The sequence below is a fragment of the Fructilactobacillus sp. X8R4C1 genome, from assembly GCF_059900905.1.
On the sequence record NZ_JBWXVJ010000001.1, the window covers coordinates 104,473 to 125,278 of the forward strand.

A 20,806-nucleotide genomic window follows, 5' to 3' on the forward strand; every position below is an offset into this window, starting at 1 on the left:
TTGCGTGGATAAAGTACTTTCACTACTTTACCTATTCGAATTTACAATCCTACATATAATAGGACGAAAGTTTTATTTTGTCAATCATTTTACCGTGGAGCTACCACGATTGAACGATGGGGTTCCCGTCCTGCCGAATACGTCATCACGTAGGGGTTATCTTCAAGCGTCACGTGAATCTGCTTGCGCTCAAAAGATGGCATCGGGTCCAAATAGACCGGCTTGCCGGTGGCGGCGACCTCTCTTGCGGTTCGCTCAGCTAGACTAGTAAGGATCTGAAGGCGACGACTACGATAATTAGCCGTATCCAGCTCAACTTCAAGGTAGCTAATCCCCATGTTATTTAGATAAATTCCACTTAACTCCTGTAAGGCATTGATGGTCCGACCGTGTTTGCCAATCAAAAGTCCCTCTTTGGGCGTATCAAAATTAATGATCACGTGCCGATTGTTGGGCATCTCATAACTTAGTTCGGCCTCAATCCCCATCTGATCAGTAATTGCCTGTAAATATTTAATTAGTCCACTAATAGCTTCAACGTTTCTAGCGTGACGATCCTCTGTTTGAACCGGATTAGCAACCGCCGTGCTCGCTTCTCTTTTAATTTTTAACTTGCCACCTGCTGGTTTTGGGTCTGGAGCAGATGATTTCAATTCCATTTCAACTTCTGCGGGATGTTTAAAAAGTCCGAAAAATCCCTTACTTGCGGTTTTAATAACTTTAATTTCAACATTATTTCGATTAGTATCAAGTGATTTTAAGCCATTTTTAACGGCTTCTTCGATGGTGGCTCCGGTGTATTTCGTCATTATTGTTCTCCTATTTTTGTAAACGTCTAACGCTATTAATCTTAGCACAAATTAAATAGCTGTTGGAATAGGATTTTAGAGATGTAATATTACATTTGTCACAAAAATAAAAAAAGCAGACCAACGTCTGCTTTTTGTTTAGTAATCTATTTGTGATGTTTACTCTGCTTGGCCTTTCGAATGGCCTTTTTAACGGCGCGATCGTGTTGACGCTTTTCACGTTCTTTTTCTTCACGTTCACGATTAATCTTCCAAGGGTTCTGAATCAATAACGTTTGAACTACTTGGAACGCGTTGGTTACCACCCAGTATAGTGACAAAGCTGATGGCACGTTTAACGCGGTGAAGAAGATAATGATTGGCATCCCAATCGTCATCATCGTGGTCATTCCGTTTGATTCGGGTTGACCTTTCATTGACAACCACGAACTAAGGAACGTAAACACGGCGGCCAAAACTGGCAGAATGTAGTACGGATCTGGAGTTCCCAGCTGTAACCACAAGAAGTGACCAGTTCGAAGGATATGAGTTCGCCAGATGGCTTGATACAAGGCGAAGATCACTGGCAACTGGACTACCATTGGCAAACAGCCGGCCCATGGATTAATTCCTGCTTCCTTGTAGAGCTTTTGCTGCTCAGTCTGCAGTTTTTCCATGGTCTCTGAATCTTTACTGGAGTACTTCTTTTGCAGGGCCTTCAATTGGGGCTGAATTTCCTGGGTCTTCTTCATACTCTTGGTCTGATACATCATTAATGGAAGAAGAATAATTCTAACCAAAATGGTGAAGAGGATAATTCCAATTCCATAGTTATCGCCAAAGAACTTTGATAACCAAATAATCACTCTTGAGAAATTCAAGACAACTAAGCCATCCCAAATTCCCTTACTATGACTAGTAATTGGGGCGTTACTACATGCCGTGAGCACCAGACCAATACTGGCAATCGCAAGTGTAGTAGCGATTCGTTTAAGTTTTTTCAATTTTATTCCTCGCTATAATCAGAATCTAGTAAATGAGCTAACTTTAAAACATGAATTAGACTTGCCTTAACGTCTTTTTGTGACAGCGCATCCGCTCTCGGTCTCGCAATGATTAAAAAATCAACGTCCGTTTTTAGGTCTGGCTTTAATTCGGTGATCGACTGGCGAATTCTACGTTTAACCCAGTTGCGATGCACGGCATTTCCAATCTTCTTTCCAACGGAAATCCCGATGCGGAAATGTTTTTGTCCCGGCTTTTCCAGTTGATACACGACAAACTGTCGATTAGCAACTGAATCATGTTTTTCGAAAACCTTTTGAAAGTCAGCTTCTTTTTTGACACGGTACGATTTTCTCATGAATAATCTCCAAGTATTTTCAAAAAATAATGAAAAAGACCACTGAATGGTCAGTGGCCTATGCCGATAATACTTTTCTACCTTTTTGACGTCGATGTGCTAACACTTTGCGACCTTTGCCAGTGCTCATACGTTTTCTAAATCCGTGAACGCGGTTTCTACGACGTTTCTTTGGTTGGTAAGTTCTTTTCATTACTAACCCTCCTTACTAATTAATCGCCTATATTAAATTGTTTATTCAATAGCTTTTCTAACTTATAGTATCACAAATCGACCAATCTTCAAATAGGGATTTTAAATTCATAGGTAACACTCCGTTCGATTCAAAAAAGTTTCATAAAATTTACTTGTGGATTATTGTGGATAACTCATCCCGTAATTAACACGAATTCAACACGTTTTTAAACAAAAACACAGCATGTTAACAACGTTAACCACAATCTGTGGATAAAATGAATAATCATGCTGACATCCCTGTCACATTAATAATTAGTTGTCCACATTTTCGTGTTAATTACCTAAAATATTCGCGTGATTTTGATATTTATTAACAACGCTGTGGATAAACAGTAAACAGGGTGTGAAACATTTGTCCACACCCTGTTTTTTCTGTGGAAAACTTTTTTTAAAAATGATATTATACATTCATAATTTAAACACAAGGAGTCACTCTCAATGGATCAAAACGAATTATGGAACAAAATTAAAAGTAAATTTAAAGCGGATCCGAAATTTGAGGGAACGACATATGATACATGGATCGCCACCGTGAACCCAATCTCATATGATGGCGATACCCTAACACTCGAATTACCATCCTCGCTTCACCGTGACTACTGGGAGAAAATGCTTAAAAGTCAGCTGGTTGAGTACGCTTATGCCATTACTTACAAGAACATTTCACCAAAATTTGTTCTAGAAGAAGAATTAAAAAAGAAGCAAACCCCAGCTCCTACACCGGGAGACGAGAGCGAAAAGTCATATAGTTACACCGACACGCACTTGGAGCCCAATTACACCTTTGAAACCTTCGTGATTGGACAGGGTAACAAGATGGCTCAGGCCGCAGCGCTAGCGGTCAGTGAATCACCCGGAAAATTGTACAATCCACTCTTCTTATATGGTGGAGTTGGTTTAGGTAAGACCCACTTGATGCACGCGATTGGCAACAACATTATCAAACACGACCCGAGTCAGCGGGTGATGTACGTTACAAGTGAGAAATTCGCCAACGACTTTATCGGTGCCATCCAAAACAATAAGATGGATGATTTCAGAAACGTTTACCGAAACGTCGACGTCCTCTTAGTTGATGACATCCAGTTTTTTGGTAATAAAGAAGGAACTCAGGATGAGTTTTTTAACACCTTTCAAGCGTTATATTCTAATCACAAGCAGATTGTCTTAACGTCTGACCGTTTGCCAAACGAAGTGCCAAAACTAAAAGACCGGTTGGTATCCCGGTTTGCGTGGGGACTATCCGTTGACATTACTGCTCCCGATTTAGAGACACGAACCGCTATCCTTAGGGCCAAGGCCAAAGCTGACAACATGAACATTCCAGCGGACGCATTAGGCTACATCGCGAGTCAAATTGAGTCTAACGTCAGAGAACTGGAGGGGGCGTTATCAAGGGTGCAGGCTTTTTCCAAACTCAATAACGCTCCCATTGACACTGAACTAGTGGCAAACGCCCTAAGGCCGCTGAAGTTGTCCAAAGCGCGCTCGGCTCTGACCGTCTCAGACATTATCTCGAAAGTCGCCTCTTACTATCACATTAGTGTAAAGGAAATTAAGGGCACCAAACGGGTCAAGGCCATCGTGGTTCCTAGACAGGTTGCCATGTACCTGTCACGTGAAATGACCGACAATTCGCTTCCAAAAATTGGCGACGAATTCGGTGGTAAGGATCACACTACCGTCATTCACGCTTACGACAAGATTAGTAAAATGGCCGCAAATGACTCTGATCTGAGTAAGCAAATCTCAGACATCAAGACGGAACTCCAGCACTAAGCGTTGCTCGGTTTAAAAATGTTATAATGACGGGTGTGGATAACCGGGAAATTAACCGTTGATTTACCCACAAAGTTATCCACAGTTGATAACTTTTATTCCGTAACTAATCATTGAGTTATCCACAGTATTAACAGTGCCTACTGCTTCTACTGTTTTTTATCTTTTTAATTAAGTAAATAAACATGCATCACATTTTGAGGGGGAAATTTGGCAATGAAATTCGTAATTAACCGTAATGCTTTCATCAAAGCACTAAATACCGTATCAAGAGCAATCTCATCAAAAACGACCATTCCAATTTTGACGGGTTTAAAATTAGATGTATCGGAAAGTGACATTCTACTAACTGGTAGTAACGCTGACGTTTCAATTCAAACTAGCATTCAAGCTTCTAACCCAGATAATGAACTCACGATTAACTCAACTGGTAGCATCGTCTTACCAGCCCGTTTTTTTAGTGAGATTGTTAAAAAGTTACCCGACAAAACCATGTCATTAGAAGTTGGTGACAACTTTCAGACCACAATTAAGTCAGGCAACTCAGAATTTACGATCAACGGTCTTGATGCGAACGGTTACCCACATCTACCTGAAATTGATTCCGAGAATACGGTTGATTTAGCGGCTGATATTTTCAGACAGGTTATCGGACAGACGGTCATTGCGGTTTCAAAACAGGAAAGTCGGCCAATCTTGACTGGGGTGCACTTCACGCTTGCTAACAATAAGTTGCTTGCGGTTGCAACCGACAGTCACCGTTTAAGCCAACGAAGAGTTAGTCTTCCAGCTGATGACGACGGTAAGTTTGACGTGGTCATCCCAGGTGACAGTTTAAAAGAACTCTCACACATGCTTGACGGAATCGATCAAAACATCCAGATGAACCTGTCAGAGAATCAGGTCCTCTTTACCCTCGGCGACACCCGGTTCTACTCACGTTTACTTGAGGGCAATTATCCGGATACTTCGCGTCTGATTCCAAAGACCTCAAGTACCAAGATGGAGTTTGCGGCCGGTGACTTGCTCGCCGCAATCGAGCGGGCTTCGCTGTTGTCACATGAATCGCGAAATAACGTCATTAAGTTGACGATTAAACCAACCGACCAGGTTGTTACCATTTCGGGGAATTCTCCTGACGTTGGAACCGTTGAAGAGGATTTAAAGCCAAAGACTTCAGAGGGCGATGACCTTGAAATTTCGTTTAACCCCGATTACATGAAGGAAGCTCTCAGAGTTTTTGGGCAAACTGACATTGAGATTGCGTTTACTTCAGCTCTTCGTCCGTTCACGCTGGTTCCAACCGAAAATAAAGAAGATTTCATCCAATTGATTACCCCAGTTCGAACCTTTTAATTAAGAATGATTATTAACGACCTTCATTTTGAGGTCGTTTTTTTTATGTCTTTAAAATGAAACCAAATTATATTTACCAAAGACCTCAAAATATTAAAAAAGCTCATATTTCCATTTATTTACGAATATGAGCTTTTTAGATCATTTGAGGCATTTTTGTCTAGAAATGCGTACACGCGCATAAAACGCATAAAATCGCCCGATTTATGTACTTTTACCAAATTTTAGCGTATAATAGAAATAGATTGAAAGTGGGTGAATTCATGAAAAAAGACATTTTCATAACGACTCCGTACATAACTTTAGGGCAACTCTTAAAAGAAGAGAACATTGTTGAATCAGGTGGCAAAGCGAAGTGGTACCTAAAGGAAAATATGGTGTATCTAAACGATGAGCCTGAGAATCGACGTGGCAAGAAACTCTACCAGGGTGATACGGTCTCAATTCCAGACGTAGGGATGTTTTTTATTAAGACAAAGTAGGGTTAAGCATGCAGCTAGAAGAATTGAAATTACGCAATTTTCGTAATTATAAAGATGCTGACGTTCATTTCTCAGATGGAGTGAACGTGTTACTTGGACAAAACGCCCAGGGCAAAACCAATCTACTTGAAGCAATTTACGCGCTCGCACTTACCAAAAGTCATCGGACCACCACCAATCGTGATTTGATTAATTGGGAGGAGAACCATGCGCAATTGTGGGGTCGAGTTAAAAAGAACCATACTACCACTGAACTAGAGCTTGATTTTGGTAAAAATGGCAAGCGAGCCAAGGTCAATCACATTGAGCAGCCCAAGCTATCGTCTTACGTCGGGCAGCTGAACGTGATTTTGTTTGCTCCCGAAGATTTGTCGATTGTAAAGGGTTCGCCTCAGATTAGAAGGCACTTTATGGACATGGAGTTTGGCCAGATGAGTAATCGCTATTTATACAACATGACCCAGTACCGTCGAATTTTGAAACAACGAAACGCCTATTTACGTGAACTATTACTTCACAAACAGAGTGATCTGGTCTACCTGGATGTATTGTCAGACCAGCTTTCAGCGTATGCGGCCGAGATTATTTTTCAACGCATCCAACTGATTGCCAAATTACAGAAATGGTCTTCGGCCATCCATTACGAAATTTCACAACAAAAGGAAACGTTGCGATTTAAATACGTCACCACGCTAAAAAAGACCGATTTAACATCGGTGGAACGAATCTATCAGAGTCTGCTGGCTAAATTTAAGGCCAATCGAGATAAAGAAGTGAGGCAAGGAACGACGATCTTTGGGCCGCATCGTGACGATTTACACTTCATGGTTAACGGCAAGGATGTCTCCACCTTTGGTTCACAGGGTCAACAGCGAACGGCGGCATTATCCACGAAGTTGGCCGAGATCGATTTAATGAAAGAAGAAACCGGCGAGTACCCGGTTTTACTACTTGATGATGTTTTGTCTGAACTTGATGAAAGTCGGCAGACCCACTTGCTGACTGCCATTCAGGATCGGGTTCAAACCTTTCTAACCACCACAAGTATGAGTGGGGTCGCATCTGATTTAATCAACAATCCCAAGACTTTTCACATTGAAAAGGGAGTCATTGTATCCGAGTAACGTAGTTGAGGAGGAATTGTAGTGACTGATCAAGAAAAAGAAGCAAAAAGAGAACGGGCCGGGGAGTACGACGCTAGTCAAATCCAAGTCCTAAAGGGACTAGAAGCGGTCAGAAAACGTCCTGGAATGTACATTGGAGCCACTAACGAACAGGGACTCCATCACTTAGTTTGGGAAATTATCGATAACGGAATTGACGAAGCGTTGGCGGGTTTTGCTGACGAAATCAACGTTACCGTGGAAAAGGATAACAGTATTACGGTCGTTGATAACGGTCGTGGGATTCCCGTCGACACCCAAAAAGATACCGGTAAGTCGGCACTAGAAACCGTCTTCACCATCCTCCACGCTGGTGGTAAATTCGGTGGTGGCGGATACAAAGTTTCCGGTGGACTTCACGGAGTTGGAGCCTCAGTGGTAAACGCCTTGTCAAAGGAACTGGACGTTGTTGTTACTAAAGGTGGCAAGCGGTACTACATGGATTTTGAAAGGGGTCACGTCAAGACGCCAATGAAGGTCATTGGGGACGCACCCAGGGATGCTCACGGAACTAAGGTTCACTTTGTTCCCGATCCAGACATCTTTACCGAGACCACGACCTTTAACATGAAGACTTTGACCACGCGTGTCAGAGAACTGGCCTTTTTAAACAAGGGGTTAAGAATCACAATTAGAGATGATCGCCCCGAAAAACCCGTGGAACACGATTTCTTCTACGAAGGTGGAATTCGGCACTACGTTGAATTCCTCGATCGGGGTCGCACTCCAATCTTCAAGGATCCCATCTACATTGAGGGTCAGGAAAATGGCATCACGGTCGAAGTTTCAATTCAGTATACGAATGATTATCACAGTACCCTTTTGACGTTTACTAATAACATCAATACCTATGAGGGTGGAACCCACGAAGAAGGGTTTAAGCAAGCTTTGACCCGAATTATTAATAACTATGGGAGAAATAACAATTTAATTAAGGATAGCGAGCCAAACCTTTCTGGTGACGATGTTCGAGAAGGAATGACCGCGGTCGTTTCGGTTAAGCATCCCGATCCTCAATTTGAGGGGCAGACCAAGACCAAACTTGGTAACTCTGATGCGAGAACCGCTACGAATCACATTTTTGGTCAGGAATTTTCCAAGTTCATGATGGAACATCCTCAGATCGCGGAACAGATTGTTGAAAAGGGTTCCGTGGCCTCTAAAGCGCGAGCCGCAGCAAAAAGAGCTCGTGAAGTAACCAGAAAACGAAGCGGACTTGAAATCAACAGTTTACCCGGGAAGTTGGCTAACAACACCAGTAAGGACCCGAAAGTCTCCGAATTGTTCATTGTCGAAGGTGATTCGGCTGGTGGTTCTGCTAAACAGGGTCGTTCTAGACTGACGCAGGCCATCCTGCCAATTCGTGGCAAGATTTTAAACGTTGAAAAGGCCACGATGGAAAAAATTCTGGCTAACGAAGAAATTCGTTCTTTGTTTACCGCGATGGGGACTGGCTTTGGCAGTGACTTCGACATTAGTAAGGTTAACTACCACAAGTTAATCATCATGACCGATGCCGATGTTGATGGGGCCCACATTCAGATTTTGCTTCTAACCTTAATTTATAACTACATGCGTCCAATGATTGATGCTGGATACGTCTACATTGCCCAGCCACCGTTGTACCGAGTTCGTCAGGGAAACAAATTCCAACGATACGTTGATTCTGATGAGGAACTTCAGGAGTTGTTAGCCCAACTTCCGGCTTCACCAAAACCACAAATTCAACGATACAAAGGTTTAGGCGAAATGGATGCCTCGCAGTTGTGGGACACCACCATGAATCCAGATCATCGTCGGCTTCTAAGGGTTACTTCTGATGATGCTTCGGCTGCTCAAGAAGCCTTCACCATGTTAATGGGTGAAAAGGTGGCTCCAAGACGGAAGTTTATTGAAGACAACGCAACCTTTGTTGAAAACCTAGATGTATAAATTGTTTCACGTGAAACAATTAGGTTAATTGACTGATTTAACAAGGAATGGAGGCAAAATCTCTTGGTAAATGAAGAAAATAATAAACCAAGTCGAGTTCAAAACATTGAATTATCGAAGAAGATGAGATCATCATTCTTGGATTATGCAATGAGTGTGATTGTGTCCCGTGCGCTTCCTGACGTTCGTGACGGCTTAAAACCGGTTCATCGTCGAATCCTGTACGATATGCACGAACTAGGAGTTACACCGGATAAGCCTTACAAGAAATCCGCGCGAATTGTTGGGGATGTTCTAGGAAAGTTTCATCCTCACGGTGACAGTTCCGTGTATGAGGCCATGGTTCGAATGGCTCAGGAATTTAGTTATCGTTACATGTTAGTTGACGGACACGGAAACTTTGGTTCCGTCGATGGTGATGGTGCCGCTGCCATGCGTTACACCGAGGTACGACTCTCCAAGATTGCGATGGAAATGTTGCGAGACATCAACAAGGACACCGTTGATTTTCAGCCCAACTACGATGGCACCGAACGTGAACCAGTGGTCTTACCGGCTAGAATTCCGAACCTCCTTTTAAATGGAGCTTCTGGGATTGCGGTTGGAATGGCCACTAACATTCCACCTCACAATTTAAGCGAAGTAATTAGTGCAATTCACATTTTGATGAGAAATCCAGACGCTACCACCAATGATCTGATGGAAGCTCTGCCCGGACCTGACTTCCCTACTGGGGGAGTGGTCATGGGTAAATCTGGAATCAGAAGAGCCTACGAAACGGGTCGTGGTAGTATCATTGTTCGGGCTAAGGTTGACATTGAGGAACAAAAAAACGGCAAACAGCGCATTATTGCGACTGAATTGCCGTACATGGTCAACAAGGCTAAGTTAATCGAACGGATTGCTGAACTAGTAAGGGACAAACGAATTGAAGGTATTACCGCCATTAACGATGAGTCCGATAAGGACGGGATGCGGGTTGTGATTGATGTCAAACGGGATGCTTCAGCTGAAGTTATCTTGAACAATTTGTACAAGTTAACCCTGATGCAAACCTCCTTTAGTTTCAACATGCTAGCCATCGTTGATGGTGCGCCGAAAGTCTTGAGTCTGAAACAAATTCTGCAGTACTACCTGGAGTATCAGGTGGAAGTTATTACCAGAAGAACGAAGTTTGACTTACGTAAGGCTCAGGCTCGAGCTCACATTCTGGAAGGGTTACTGGTTGCTCTTGACAACATTGACGCCGTCATCAAGATTATTCGTAATTCCGCGACTGGCGATATCGCCAAAAACGAACTGATTAGCAATTTTGATTTAGACGACAAGCAAGCGCAGGCCATCTTAGACATGCGGCTGGTTCGATTAACCGGACTGGAACGTGGCAAGATTACCGACGAGCATAATAAATTACTGGCTAACATTAAAGATTACAAAGACATTTTAAACAGTCGAGATCGGATCAACGGCATTATTTACGATGAACTCCTTGAGATTCAGAAGAAGTTTGGTGACAAACGGCGGACCGAATTACTGGTTGGTGAAATTACCAGTATTGAGGACGAAGATTTAATTGAAGAGGAAAACGTCGTAATTACTTTGACCCACAACGGTTACATTAAACGACTACCAACCGACGAGTTCAAGGCCCAAAATCGTGGAGGTCGTGGAATTCAAGGAATGGGTGTCAATAAGGACGATTTCATTGAACATCTCCTGTCAACGGCAACCCATGATCGACTCTTGTTCTTCACGAACGCTGGCAAAGTTTATAGTATGAAAGCTTACGAAGTCCCAGAGTACGGACGATCCGCGAAGGGAATTCCAATTGTTAACCTCTTAAACTTGGGTCAAAATGAGAAGATTCAAACGGTTATCAGTATTTCGTCCCAGCATAATGACGAGGACAAGTACCTGTTCTTTACAACGAAACTGGGAACGGTTAAACGAACCCCAGTCTCTGACTTCTTGAACATTCGAAAGAATGGTTTAAAGGCCATTCACTTACACGATAATGATGAAGTGATTGGCGTATCCATCGTGGATAACGGCGACAACATGATCATTGGAACTCATTTGGGATACGCCGTTAGCTTTAGAGCTGATGACGTTCGCTCTATGGGACGTTCGGCTTCAGGAGTGAGAGGAGTTCGACTCAGACCAAATGACTATGTGGTTGGAGCGGCCATCTTGACACGTGACAGTGACGTGTTTGTCATTTCTGAAAATGGATATGGGAAACGCACGAAAGCTTCCGACTACCCGATCAAGGGTCGCGGTGGTAAAGGAATCAAGACGTCAAACGTTACTAAGAAAAATGGTCCCCTAGTGGGATTAAGTACCGTGACTGGTGATGAAGACATCATGTTAATCACTAACATGGGTGTTATGATTCGGTTTGCGGTTAATAACGTTTCTGAAACCGGCCGTGCCACCCTTGGAGTTCATTTAATCCGAGTCGACGATAATGCTAAGGTTGCTACGATGGCAGTCGTTGCAAAGGATGAAGAAAACGAATCAAAGGTCAATGAACCAGCTTCATCTACTGATCAATCCGAAGAATAATGGTTAAAAATAACACTACGTTAACGGTAGTGCTATTTTTTTGCCTAAATTTATGGTTAACATTCGTAAATTGGCACTTTCATATTGATTAAATGGTGCAATTCGATTATGATATTGGTTGTGTTTGAAACATTTAAACTAAATTTGACAAAATAGTTCGTAAAATAATCAAGGAGAGTTATGAAGATGGACGTGTTTGATTACGAAGATATTCAACTGATTCCGAATAAGTGTGTGGTCAATTCTAGAAGTGAGTGTGATACTTCCGTGGAATTTGGTGGCCGTAAGTTCAAGATTCCGGTCGTACCCGCCAACATGCAAACGGTCATTAATGCTGATTTAGCCGAAAGCCTTGCAAAAAACGGTTATTTTTACGTCATGCACCGTTTTCAACCTGAGAAACGACTTGATTTTGTTAAAAAGATGCACGCTGACGGGGTCTTTGCCTCTATCAGCATTGGGGTCAAGCCTGGCGAGTATGACTTCATTAAAGAGTTGGTCAAAGCCAACCAGCTTCCTGAATACGTTACGATTGACATTGCTCACGGATACTCGGACTCGGTTATCAATATGATTAAATTCGTCAAAGAACAGATGCCTGACACTTTCCTGATTGCTGGAAACGTTGGAACGCCAGAAGCCGTGCGGGCACTTGAAAATGCCGGAGCGGACGCTACCAAGGTTGGAATTGGACCCGGGAAAGCCTGCATTACCAAGATTAAGACCGGCTTTGGAACGGGAGGATGGCAATTAGCTGCCATTCGGTATTGTGCGAAGGGTGCCAGAAAGCCCATCATCGCTGACGGTGGGATTCGGACCGATGGTGATATTGCGAAATCAATTCGCTTTGGTGCTACAATGTGCATGATTGGATCGATGTTTGCGGGCCACGAAGAGTCGCCCGGTAAAAACGTTGAAAAAGACGGTAAGGAATACAAAGAGTACTTTGGTTCCGCATCGCAATTTCAAAAGGGTGCTTACAAGAACGTCGAGGGTAAGAAGTTGCTGGTTCCGTTTAAGGGCAGCATCTACGACACCTTACGGGAGATGCAAGAAGATTTGCAGTCATCAATTTCTTATGCTGGTGGAAAAGACATTGATGCCATTAGAAAAGTTGATTACGTGGTCGTAAAAAATTCAATTTATAATGGTGATTAAAAAAAGATTTAAAAAAGCTTCGTATTTAATCATGTATCGCAAGTCAACGTCTCAAATGTCCTGTTGAAGTAAAAAACAATCAATGATATAATCAATCGTTGTGAGTTTAATTAGATTTTAATTGACTCCCCTTGCTCTCCAAATCACTGGAGAGCCGACAGTCCACAAGGAGGTGTAATTCATGGAAAACAAATACGAAATTACTTACATCATCAGACCAGATATCGACGATGCTGCCAAGACTGACTTGGTCAACCGCTTCGATAAGATCTTGACTGATAACGGTGCAAACGTAATCGATTCAAAAGACTGGCAAAAACGTCGTCTTGCTTACGAAATCGGCGGTTACAATGAAGGTACTTACCACATTGTTAACGTTGAAGAAGGCGACAACGACCAAGGTCTAGACGAGTTTGACCGTCTTGCTAAGTTTAACAAAGACATCTTACGTCATATGATCGTAAGAAGAGACGACAAATAATTAGAATGAAAGGAGTTTTTCAGTATGATTAATACAGTAGTTCTTACTGGACGCTTAACACGAGACGTTGATTTGCGATACACCCAAAACGGCGCAGCAGTGGGTACTTTTACGCTAGCTGTTGACCGTCGTTTCACTAACTCAAATGGTGATCGGGAAGCTGACTTCGTCAACTGTGTCATTTGGCGCAAATCAGCTGAAAACTTTGCCAACTTCGTGCATAAGGGTTCCCTGGTTGGAATTGAAGGTCGAATTCAGACCCGAAATTACGAAAACAAGCAGGGTCAACGGGTTTATGTTACCGAAGTAGTCGTTGAGAACTTCACTCTCCTTGAACCACGTTCACAGAACGGAAATGGTCAGGGTCAAGTTAACAACGGTGGCAATCACGCTCCTAGCGAAAATCCATTTGGAACTCCAAAGACGAGTGGTCAGGCCACTCCTAACAATAGTAAAGGTAACGACAATTCGAAGGATCCGTTTGCTAACTCTGGAGACCAGATTGATATTTCCGATGACGATCTTCCATTTTAATGGAACGATTTGATTAATGTTTTAGGAGGGAATTACACATGGCTCAACAAAGAAGAGGTGGCCATCGTCGCCGTAAGGTTGACTTTATCGCCGCTAATCACATTGAATACATTGATTACAAAGACGTTGATTTGTTAAGACGTTTCGTATCAGAACGTGGTAAGATTTTACCTCGTCGAGTTACCGGAACAAGCGCTAAAAACCAACGTAAGTTGACCATTGCGATCAAGCGTGCCCGCATCATGGGCTTAATGCCATTCGTAGTTGGTGACTAATTAAGAATTTGAGACTTAACTAATTTAGTTAGGTCTTTTTTTTATCCGATTATTGGGTTGCCTCAATGTGATAAAATAGAAGCTATAATGGAGCAAAGATGGGAGTTACTATGAAGAAATTCTTTTCACAAATGACGTTGCCGCCATTTTTAAAAAATACACGATTAAGAAAAATTACGATTTTTATTGCAATTTCATTGATTTTGGGACTAGTAATTGCCTTTCTCTACAACTTCTTTATCGGAATCGTTCTTTTACTGATTGCTTGTGTGGGGCTCGTCTATACCATTAACACGATGAACCGCGTGGGTGAAGAATCCGATAAGTACATCAACGATTTGTCCTATCAAATCATGCGCGGACAACAGGAGTCACTACTTGAGATGCCGATTGGGATCTTAATCCTTGATGATAACCACGTGGTGGAGTGGATTAATCCATATTTACAGCCATACTTTGATAGTACGGAGGTGGTCGGATATCCACTTGACCATTCTGCTCCAGACCTCTTTGACATCATTCAGGCAAACCTTGACCAGACCAAGCCAATTGAGGTCACCTGGCGCGGTCACATGTTCGATATGTTGATTCAAAGAGAGTACAACACCGTCTACATGATGGACATTACCCGCTATGCTGAGATTGAAAAGAAGTACGAAAACGGTAAAATTGCGGTCGGCCAGATTTTTCTGGATAACTTTGACGAAATTACGCAGTCAATGAGCGACCAGGACGTCTCTAACCTTAGAAACTACATCACCAACGAACTGAGCTCGTGGGCGCAGGAATACGGAATTTTTCTAAAGCGAATTGATGCGGATCATTACTTTATCCTGTTGTACGTTTCCGCGTTGAATCAAATTGAGGCGGATAAATTTAAGATTTTAGACGTGATTCGAGAAGATACCTCGAAACAGAACCTTCCTTTGACCCTTAGTATCGGGATTTCATACGATGATAATAACCTGAACAACTTAGCCGACCAGGCTCAGAGTAACCTTGATTTAGCCCTCGGTCGTGGTGGCGATCAGGTCGTCGTTAAGGCCAAGGACAAAGAAGCCCGCTACTATGGTGGAAAGACGAACCCAATGGAGAAACGAACTCGGGTCCGGGCGCGGATGATTTCTCACGCTTTACAAGAGTTAATGAAAGAATCGGATCAGATTTTCGTTCAGGGTCATGCTCAACCTGACATGGACGCGATGGGAGCCGCCATGGGAATCAGACGGATTGCCCAGATGAACGGGAAGCAGTGTTGGATTGTGATGGATGACGAAGAACCGCACTCAGACATCAAGCGGTTATTAAACGCGATTGATGATTATCCAGACATTAAAGAGTCAATTATTACTCCAGATAAGGCGTTGAAAAAGGCAACTGACAACAGTTTGCTGATTATGGTTGATCATTCCAAACCGGACATGGGTGTTTCTGGGGATCTTTACAAACGCTTAAAGAACCGCGTGGTCATCATCGACCATCACCGGCGTGGTGAGGACTTTCCTGAGAATCCGATCCTGGTTTACATTGAACCCTACGCTTCGTCAGCCTGCGAACTGATTACCGAGATGTTTGAGTACCAGTCTCAGGACGCCGATCCAATCAACCAGTTAGAGGCGACCGCCATGCTGAGTGGGATTGTGGTTGACACCCAATCCTTTACGATTAGAACGGGAACGAGAACGTTTGATGCGGCGAGTTATCTGCGGTCAGCCGGTGCCAACGCTGACGAAATGGCCGACTTTATGAAGGAAAGTATCAATAATTACATGGCCCGAAACCACCTGATTTCCATGATGGAACAGATTGATGAGAACATGGCCCTGATTACCGCTGAAGATGATAAGGAATATGATTCGGTCATTGCCGCACAAGCCGTTGATTCGCTACTGACGATTGACGGAGTGGAAGCCTCGTTTATCGTCTTTAAGCGGACGAACGGGAACATTGGAATCTCGGCGCGAAGTAATGGTAACATTAACGTTCAGTTGATTATGGAAGCACTTGGTGGAGGTGGCCACTTATCAGCGGGAGCTACGCAAATTCCCGACGAAAGTGTTTCAGAGGTTAAGAAGACACTGCTAGGTGCCATTGATAAAATCGTTAATAACGATGATAAAACCGACCAATAGCAGAATTAGTTTAAATCTGTTAAATTATTAGTAAACAAGGAGGGATTTAAAATGAAAGTAATCTTTTTAAGCGATGTTAAAGGCAAGGGCAACCGGGGCGACGTTAAGGACATGCCATCTGGGTATGCTGACAACTTTTTGATTAAGAAGGGCTTGGCTAAAGAAGCTACCAAGCAGGCTATCAGTGAATTAAAGGCTCAACAACACGTTGAACAGGAGCACGAGCAAGAGGAACTAGCAGATTCCAAGAAACTAAAAAAAGAACTTGAAAATGACAAAACCGTCGTTGAGTTGAAAGCCAAGGCTGGGTCTGACGGTCGCTTGTTCGGTTCGATTACCAGTAAACAGATTGCCCAGGGACTTTTGGATCAATACAACATTAAATTGGATAAACGGAAGATTGAATTAAGTGAGCCAATCAAGACCATGGGGTACACCGATGTTCCCGTTAAGGTCCATCCCCAGGTTTCCGCTCAAATTCGGGTTCACGTCAGCGAAAAATAGTCGTAAGTTGCAGTTAGAAAAGAGTCGATAATGAACAACGATACTTTAAATGATCACACGCCACCACAAAATATTGAGGCCGAAAAGGCCGTTTTGGGTTCCATTTTTCTGAGTACCGACGGTTTAGTTGACGCGATGGAATATCTGAATCCAGATGACTTCTATAAGCGGGCGCATCAATTAATTTTTAAGGCGATGTTGGATCTAAATGATGACGATCAGGGCATTGATGCCGTGACCGTGACCGATCTTTTGAAGCAGCGTGACCAGCTGGAAGACGTTGGTGGTGTGCCTTACATCATTGATCTGACCAACGCCGTGCCAACGGCCGCTAACTTGGTCTACTACGCGAAAATTGTAAGAAATAAGGCCGTGCTCAGGCGCTTGATTCAGACGGCTACTAACATTGCCACTCAGGGATATGAACAGTCCGAAGACGTCGAAGACCTCTTAGATAATGCCGAACGTGACATTATGAACGTCTCTGAGGACCGTAATCAGTCGGGATTTAAGAACATCAAGGACGTTTTAAACGAATCATTTACAAAGATTGACCAACTTTCTCAAAATGGTGGCGACGACATTACGGGCCTTGCGACTGGTTATCACGAGCTCGATAAGATGACGACCGGACTTCATCCCGGCGAATTGATGATTCTAGCCGCCAGACCGGCCGTTGGTAAAACCGCCTTTGCGCTAAACATTGCGCAAAACGTGGGAACCAAGACCGACAAGACGGTGGCCATTTTCAGTTTGGAAATGAGTGCCGAATCGTTAGTGAACCGAATGTTGTGTGCCGAAGGTAGCATTGACGCCAATCACCTTAGAACGGGTCAGTTGACCGAAGAGGAGTGGCAAAATCTAGTCATTGCGATGGGCAGTCTTTCTAAGGCCCACATTTACATTGATGATACTCCCGGCAATAAAATGGCTGGAATTCGGGCTAACTGTCGTCGTTTGGCAAAACAAACGGGGAACTTAGGGCTGATTGTGGTCGACTACCTCCAGTTAATTGAGGGTGGTAATAAAGAAAACCGGCAACAGGAAGTGTCTGAGATTTCCAGACAACTTAAAAAGCTAGCCAATGAATTACAGGTGCCAGTGATTGCGTTATCTCAGCTTTCGCGTGGAGTGGAACAGCGTCAGGACAAGCGTCCGGTGCTGTCTGATATCCGTGAATCGGGGTCAATCGAACAGGATGCTGACATTGTTGCATTCTTATACCGAGAGGATTATTATGAACACGATTCAGATGATGATGACCAAGATCCACGTTCCGATGTTGAAAATGATGATGATAACGTTGGCGAAGTTGAAGTTATTATCGAAAAGAACCGTTCGGGTCCACGTGGAACGGTTAAACTGCTCTTTATTAAATCGTATAATAAGTTTTCATCGATTTCATACGCTTCAAACGATGGTGTACAGTAAAAGGCCACTTACAGAGTAAGTGGTCTTTTTATTAAAATTAAGAATGATTGAGAGGATTTTCAATGAATAACAATGAAAAGACACAAGGGTTGCCAAAACTTACCACGGCCGCAATCTGGTTTCTATCCTTTGGAATTCTTGGAGTCCAAATGGCGTTTGGCTTAATGAATTCGCAACTGGGAAGAATTTTTCAGACCCTCGGGACTTCTCCGAGTCTTTTAGGGCTTCTGTTTATTATTCCCCCAATTGCGGGATTATTTGTCCAACCGTTAGTGGGAGCGTGGTCCGATCGAACCTGGGTGCCAAAATGGGGAAGAAGAATTCCCTACCTCATTATTGGAACCGTTGCTTCCGCCGTTACCCTGTTTCTTTTACCAAACGTTGGTGATTTTGGCTGGCCGAGCATCATTACGATCTCACTGGCCGCCGTCATCACGTTGGTTTTGATGATTGCGTTCAATATGTGTGTGCAACCCTACAAGATGTTGATTGGTGACATGGTTAATCAACGTCAGAGTGGGTTTGCTTACTCAATTCAGAGTTTTTTCTTAAACATTGGGAGTGTGTTAGCGTGTTTATCGCCGTGGGTTTTCACCAAGCTCGGGGTCAGTAACACCGCTAGTAAAGGGATGATTCCTAATTCAGTCATTTTTTCGTTCTACGTTGCGGTGGTTGTTTTAATCTTCTGTACGTTTATTACTGTCATGAAGGTTAATGAGTATCCCCCTAAACAGTTTAATGACTATCATGGACTGGAGCAGAATGATGAACGGGCCAAAAAGAGTACGTGGATGCTTTTAAAAGATGCTCCACGCGTTTTCTGGGTGGTATCCATTATCCAACTTTTTGCCTACATTGGCTTTGCCTACATGTGGATGTACGGGACGAGTATCATTGCCAAAAACGTTTTCAACACAACCAATCCGATGAGCAGTGGTTATCAGTCCGGTGGTAATTTATTTGGAATTTTATCGGCCGTTTATGCTTTATCAGCTGTTATTTTTTCACTTTTACTATCAAGAATTCCCCAACGAAAGTACAAGTTGCTCTTTTCAATTAGTTTGGTAATTGGCGGAGTCGGCTTTTTGATGTCAGCATTCTCCCACACCGTTTTCTTGCAGGTGCTTGCGTTTATTTTGATTGGCATTGGATGGGCTGGCGTTTCGGTCTACCCGTTGACTTTTGTAACCCGTGAGATTCCAGGAAAGTACATTGGCGTGTACATGGGACTGTTTAACGTTCAAATTTGTATTCCCCAAATTGTGGCTTCACTTGCTAGTCCACTAGTTGTGATGGCAATTGGATCCATTGCTAACATCTTTGCGATTGCGGCGGTTACCATGGTTTTGGCGGCAATCTCAGTATGGATCTTAAACGACATTAAAGACTAGTTGGAGGTGAGAACGTGCAGGTAATTGATGTAGGTGGTTTTCGGGGGCATCCACTGACCGTTAGTTTCGATGGGTTGAACGTCTATTTTGACTACTTAGATGTAATTAATTTATTGAAGCCCAAAATCGTTTCACTTTCAGACAGTGAACTAGTGACTGATGAAAATGGAGTTAACCAATTAACCGTGGCGGGAACGTGTCGTCTTGCTTCCCTTAGTAATTATCCACGTGCTGACCGACTAATGCGCTGGATTCAGCAGCAGGTAAAACCAATCGTGTTGCGTTACGGAAATAGTTTAAAGCAGAATCAGATCACTAAATCAATTGATGACGTTTACGGTGAGTTACACGTAAGTGGGATGGAAATGACGAAACGTGAGTTTTACCAGTTCTTAAGAGCCCATCACTACACCATCAAATGGCTCAAGGGAAATAATAGCCCCAGTGACTTGAGTGTGAAAAAGCATTTAATGGTACCAAAAATTGGTCATTTTAACTTGCCTCAACCATGTGGAGCGGATAAACTATACGTAAACGCGGCTTTTACCACCAAAGGTGTCCAAGTTGTGATTAATCAGTTGAAAGAATTAGATGAAGTTGCCTATCAACAGGTTTCACTGTTTTAAATGATAATTGTTCCACGTGAAACAATTGATGTAATCCCATGGTGTTCAAGGATTAGAGGTGTTAAGCGTGAAGAAGCAACATGTCCTATCGTTAATCTTGGCCTTTTTGGCGGCAATGTTTTTGATCCTCGTTCCGTTTATTGAGGATCAAAGCTTGATTTGGATTGGTCTGGCGATGGCCGGCTTTTGTGCTGTTTTAGCAATTTTAACCGAGATTTTAGCAATTAAAAAATAAAAAAGGAAGGATCCTTCGCAATTAACGAAGATGGTCTTTCCTTTTTTTAGTGAAATTAATGATATAAAAAAAGATCATGGCGTTAACCATGATCATGATATGTGATGGGCAGTCAGGGGATCGAACCCTGGACCCACGGATTAAGAGTCCGTTGCTCTGCCAGCTGAGCTAACTGCCCAAATCAAAAGTACATTTATTATAATAGCATACCGCAAAACCCCATGCAACACTAATTTACAAAAAAAGGCGAAATTGCAGATACGGAAGAAATACTGAAAAGAGCTGTTATTAATTAACAACAGTTGTTGAATAACGTGAAGCGAGTAATTTGATGTGTTACAATTTAACTAGGATTGAGCGTAAAATAAGCCTTG

At 42.9% G+C, this 20,806-nt stretch carries 20 protein-coding genes and 1 tRNA gene; 16 read left to right on the forward strand and 5 right to left on the reverse strand.

Annotation, left to right across the window (positions count from 1 at the left end):
- Window positions 1-89: 89 nt before the first annotated feature.
- The 4 genes from jag to rpmH all read right to left on the reverse strand — a co-directional run bounded on the left by jag (window position 90) and on the right by rpmH (window position 2,344).
- On the reverse strand, window positions 90-809 hold the full coding sequence (gene jag / locus AC6UDA_RS00500) for an RNA-binding cell elongation regulator Jag/EloR (protein ID WP_500694211.1): 720 nt from the start codon (window positions 807-809) through the stop codon (window positions 90-92).
- 146 nt (window positions 810-955) lie between these two features.
- Window positions 956-1,792 (reverse strand): YidC/Oxa1 family membrane protein insertase, encoded by an 837-nt coding sequence (locus AC6UDA_RS00505; protein ID WP_500696254.1) that lies wholly within the window; start codon window positions 1,790-1,792, stop codon window positions 956-958.
- Between the two features lie 2 nt (window positions 1,793-1,794).
- A complete protein-coding gene (gene rnpA / locus AC6UDA_RS00510) occupies window positions 1,795-2,151 on the reverse strand; it encodes a ribonuclease P protein component (RefSeq protein WP_500710377.1) in 357 nt (118 codons plus the stop codon).
- Window positions 2,152-2,209: 58 nt separating this feature from the next.
- Window positions 2,210-2,344 carry a 50S ribosomal protein L34 gene (rpmH, locus tag AC6UDA_RS00515; protein WP_500694208.1) on the reverse strand — a complete coding sequence of 45 codons (135 nt, stop codon included), beginning with the start codon at window positions 2,342-2,344 and terminating at the stop codon, window positions 2,210-2,212.
- Window positions 2,345-2,826: 482 nt separating this feature from the next.
- Between rpmH and dnaA the strand changes: the two genes are divergently transcribed.
- The 16 genes from dnaA (at window position 2,827) to AC6UDA_RS00595 (ending at window position 20,432) form a co-directional block, all read left to right on the forward strand.
- A complete protein-coding gene (dnaA, locus tag AC6UDA_RS00520; protein ID WP_500710379.1) occupies window positions 2,827-4,167 on the forward strand; it encodes a chromosomal replication initiator protein DnaA in 1,341 nt (446 codons plus the stop codon).
- Between the two features lie 216 nt (window positions 4,168-4,383).
- The gene (gene dnaN, locus AC6UDA_RS00525) at window positions 4,384-5,523 is read left to right on the forward strand and encodes a DNA polymerase III subunit beta (RefSeq protein WP_500694206.1); all 1,140 of its coding nucleotides are present in this window, start codon (window positions 4,384-4,386) and stop codon (window positions 5,521-5,523) included.
- Between the two features lie 263 nt (window positions 5,524-5,786).
- Window positions 5,787-6,005 (forward strand): S4 domain-containing protein YaaA, encoded by a 219-nt coding sequence (gene yaaA, locus AC6UDA_RS00530; RefSeq protein ID WP_500694205.1) that lies wholly within the window; start codon window positions 5,787-5,789, stop codon window positions 6,003-6,005.
- Window positions 6,006-6,013: 8 nt separating this feature from the next.
- Entirely contained in the window at window positions 6,014-7,129 is a 1,116-nt protein-coding gene (recF, locus tag AC6UDA_RS00535; protein ID WP_500707982.1) for a DNA replication/repair protein RecF, read from the forward strand.
- Between the two features lie 21 nt (window positions 7,130-7,150).
- On the forward strand, window positions 7,151-9,100 hold the full coding sequence (gene gyrB / locus AC6UDA_RS00540; protein ID WP_500694202.1) for a DNA topoisomerase (ATP-hydrolyzing) subunit B: 1,950 nt from the start codon (window positions 7,151-7,153) through the stop codon (window positions 9,098-9,100).
- Between the two features lie 123 nt (window positions 9,101-9,223).
- Window positions 9,224-11,665: a DNA gyrase subunit A gene (gene gyrA, locus AC6UDA_RS00545; protein ID WP_500708065.1), complete on the forward strand. Its 2,442-nt coding sequence runs from the start codon at window positions 9,224-9,226 to the stop codon at window positions 11,663-11,665.
- Between the two features lie 186 nt (window positions 11,666-11,851).
- Window positions 11,852-12,823: a GMP reductase gene (locus AC6UDA_RS00550; RefSeq protein ID WP_500699700.1), complete on the forward strand. Its 972-nt coding sequence runs from the start codon at window positions 11,852-11,854 to the stop codon at window positions 12,821-12,823.
- Window positions 12,824-13,004: 181 nt separating this feature from the next.
- The gene (rpsF, locus tag AC6UDA_RS00555) at window positions 13,005-13,304 is read left to right on the forward strand and encodes a 30S ribosomal protein S6 (protein WP_500694200.1); all 300 of its coding nucleotides are present in this window, start codon (window positions 13,005-13,007) and stop codon (window positions 13,302-13,304) included.
- A 24-nt stretch (window positions 13,305-13,328) separates the two neighbouring features.
- A complete protein-coding gene (ssb, locus tag AC6UDA_RS00560) occupies window positions 13,329-13,838 on the forward strand; it encodes a single-stranded DNA-binding protein (RefSeq protein WP_500694199.1) in 510 nt (169 codons plus the stop codon).
- A 38-nt stretch (window positions 13,839-13,876) separates the two neighbouring features.
- Complete coding sequence (rpsR, locus tag AC6UDA_RS00565) at window positions 13,877-14,113, forward strand: 30S ribosomal protein S18 (RefSeq protein ID WP_010022194.1); 237 nt, start codon at window positions 13,877-13,879, stop codon at window positions 14,111-14,113.
- Between the two features lie 110 nt (window positions 14,114-14,223).
- On the forward strand, window positions 14,224-16,245 hold the full coding sequence (locus AC6UDA_RS00570) for a DHH family phosphoesterase (RefSeq protein WP_500695951.1): 2,022 nt from the start codon (window positions 14,224-14,226) through the stop codon (window positions 16,243-16,245).
- 51 nt (window positions 16,246-16,296) lie between these two features.
- Window positions 16,297-16,749, forward strand: a complete 453-nt coding sequence (gene rplI / locus AC6UDA_RS00575; protein WP_500710382.1) for a 50S ribosomal protein L9 — start codon at window positions 16,297-16,299, stop codon at window positions 16,747-16,749.
- 30 nt (window positions 16,750-16,779) lie between these two features.
- On the forward strand, window positions 16,780-18,180 hold the full coding sequence (gene dnaB / locus AC6UDA_RS00580) for a replicative DNA helicase (RefSeq protein WP_500695952.1): 1,401 nt from the start codon (window positions 16,780-16,782) through the stop codon (window positions 18,178-18,180).
- Between the two features lie 62 nt (window positions 18,181-18,242).
- Window positions 18,243-19,571, forward strand: a complete 1,329-nt coding sequence (locus AC6UDA_RS00585; RefSeq protein ID WP_500707984.1) for an MFS transporter — start codon at window positions 18,243-18,245, stop codon at window positions 19,569-19,571.
- 14 nt (window positions 19,572-19,585) lie between these two features.
- Complete coding sequence (locus AC6UDA_RS00590) at window positions 19,586-20,197, forward strand: hypothetical protein (protein WP_500707986.1); 612 nt, start codon at window positions 19,586-19,588, stop codon at window positions 20,195-20,197.
- A gap of 67 nt (window positions 20,198-20,264) precedes the next feature.
- On the forward strand, window positions 20,265-20,432 hold the full coding sequence (locus AC6UDA_RS00595; protein ID WP_500695955.1) for a hypothetical protein: 168 nt from the start codon (window positions 20,265-20,267) through the stop codon (window positions 20,430-20,432).
- A 105-nt stretch (window positions 20,433-20,537) separates the two neighbouring features.
- Here AC6UDA_RS00595 and AC6UDA_RS00600 read toward each other — a convergent pair.
- Window positions 20,538-20,610: transfer RNA gene (locus tag AC6UDA_RS00600), tRNA-Lys, on the reverse strand.
- Between the last annotated feature and the right edge of the window lie 196 nt (window positions 20,611-20,806).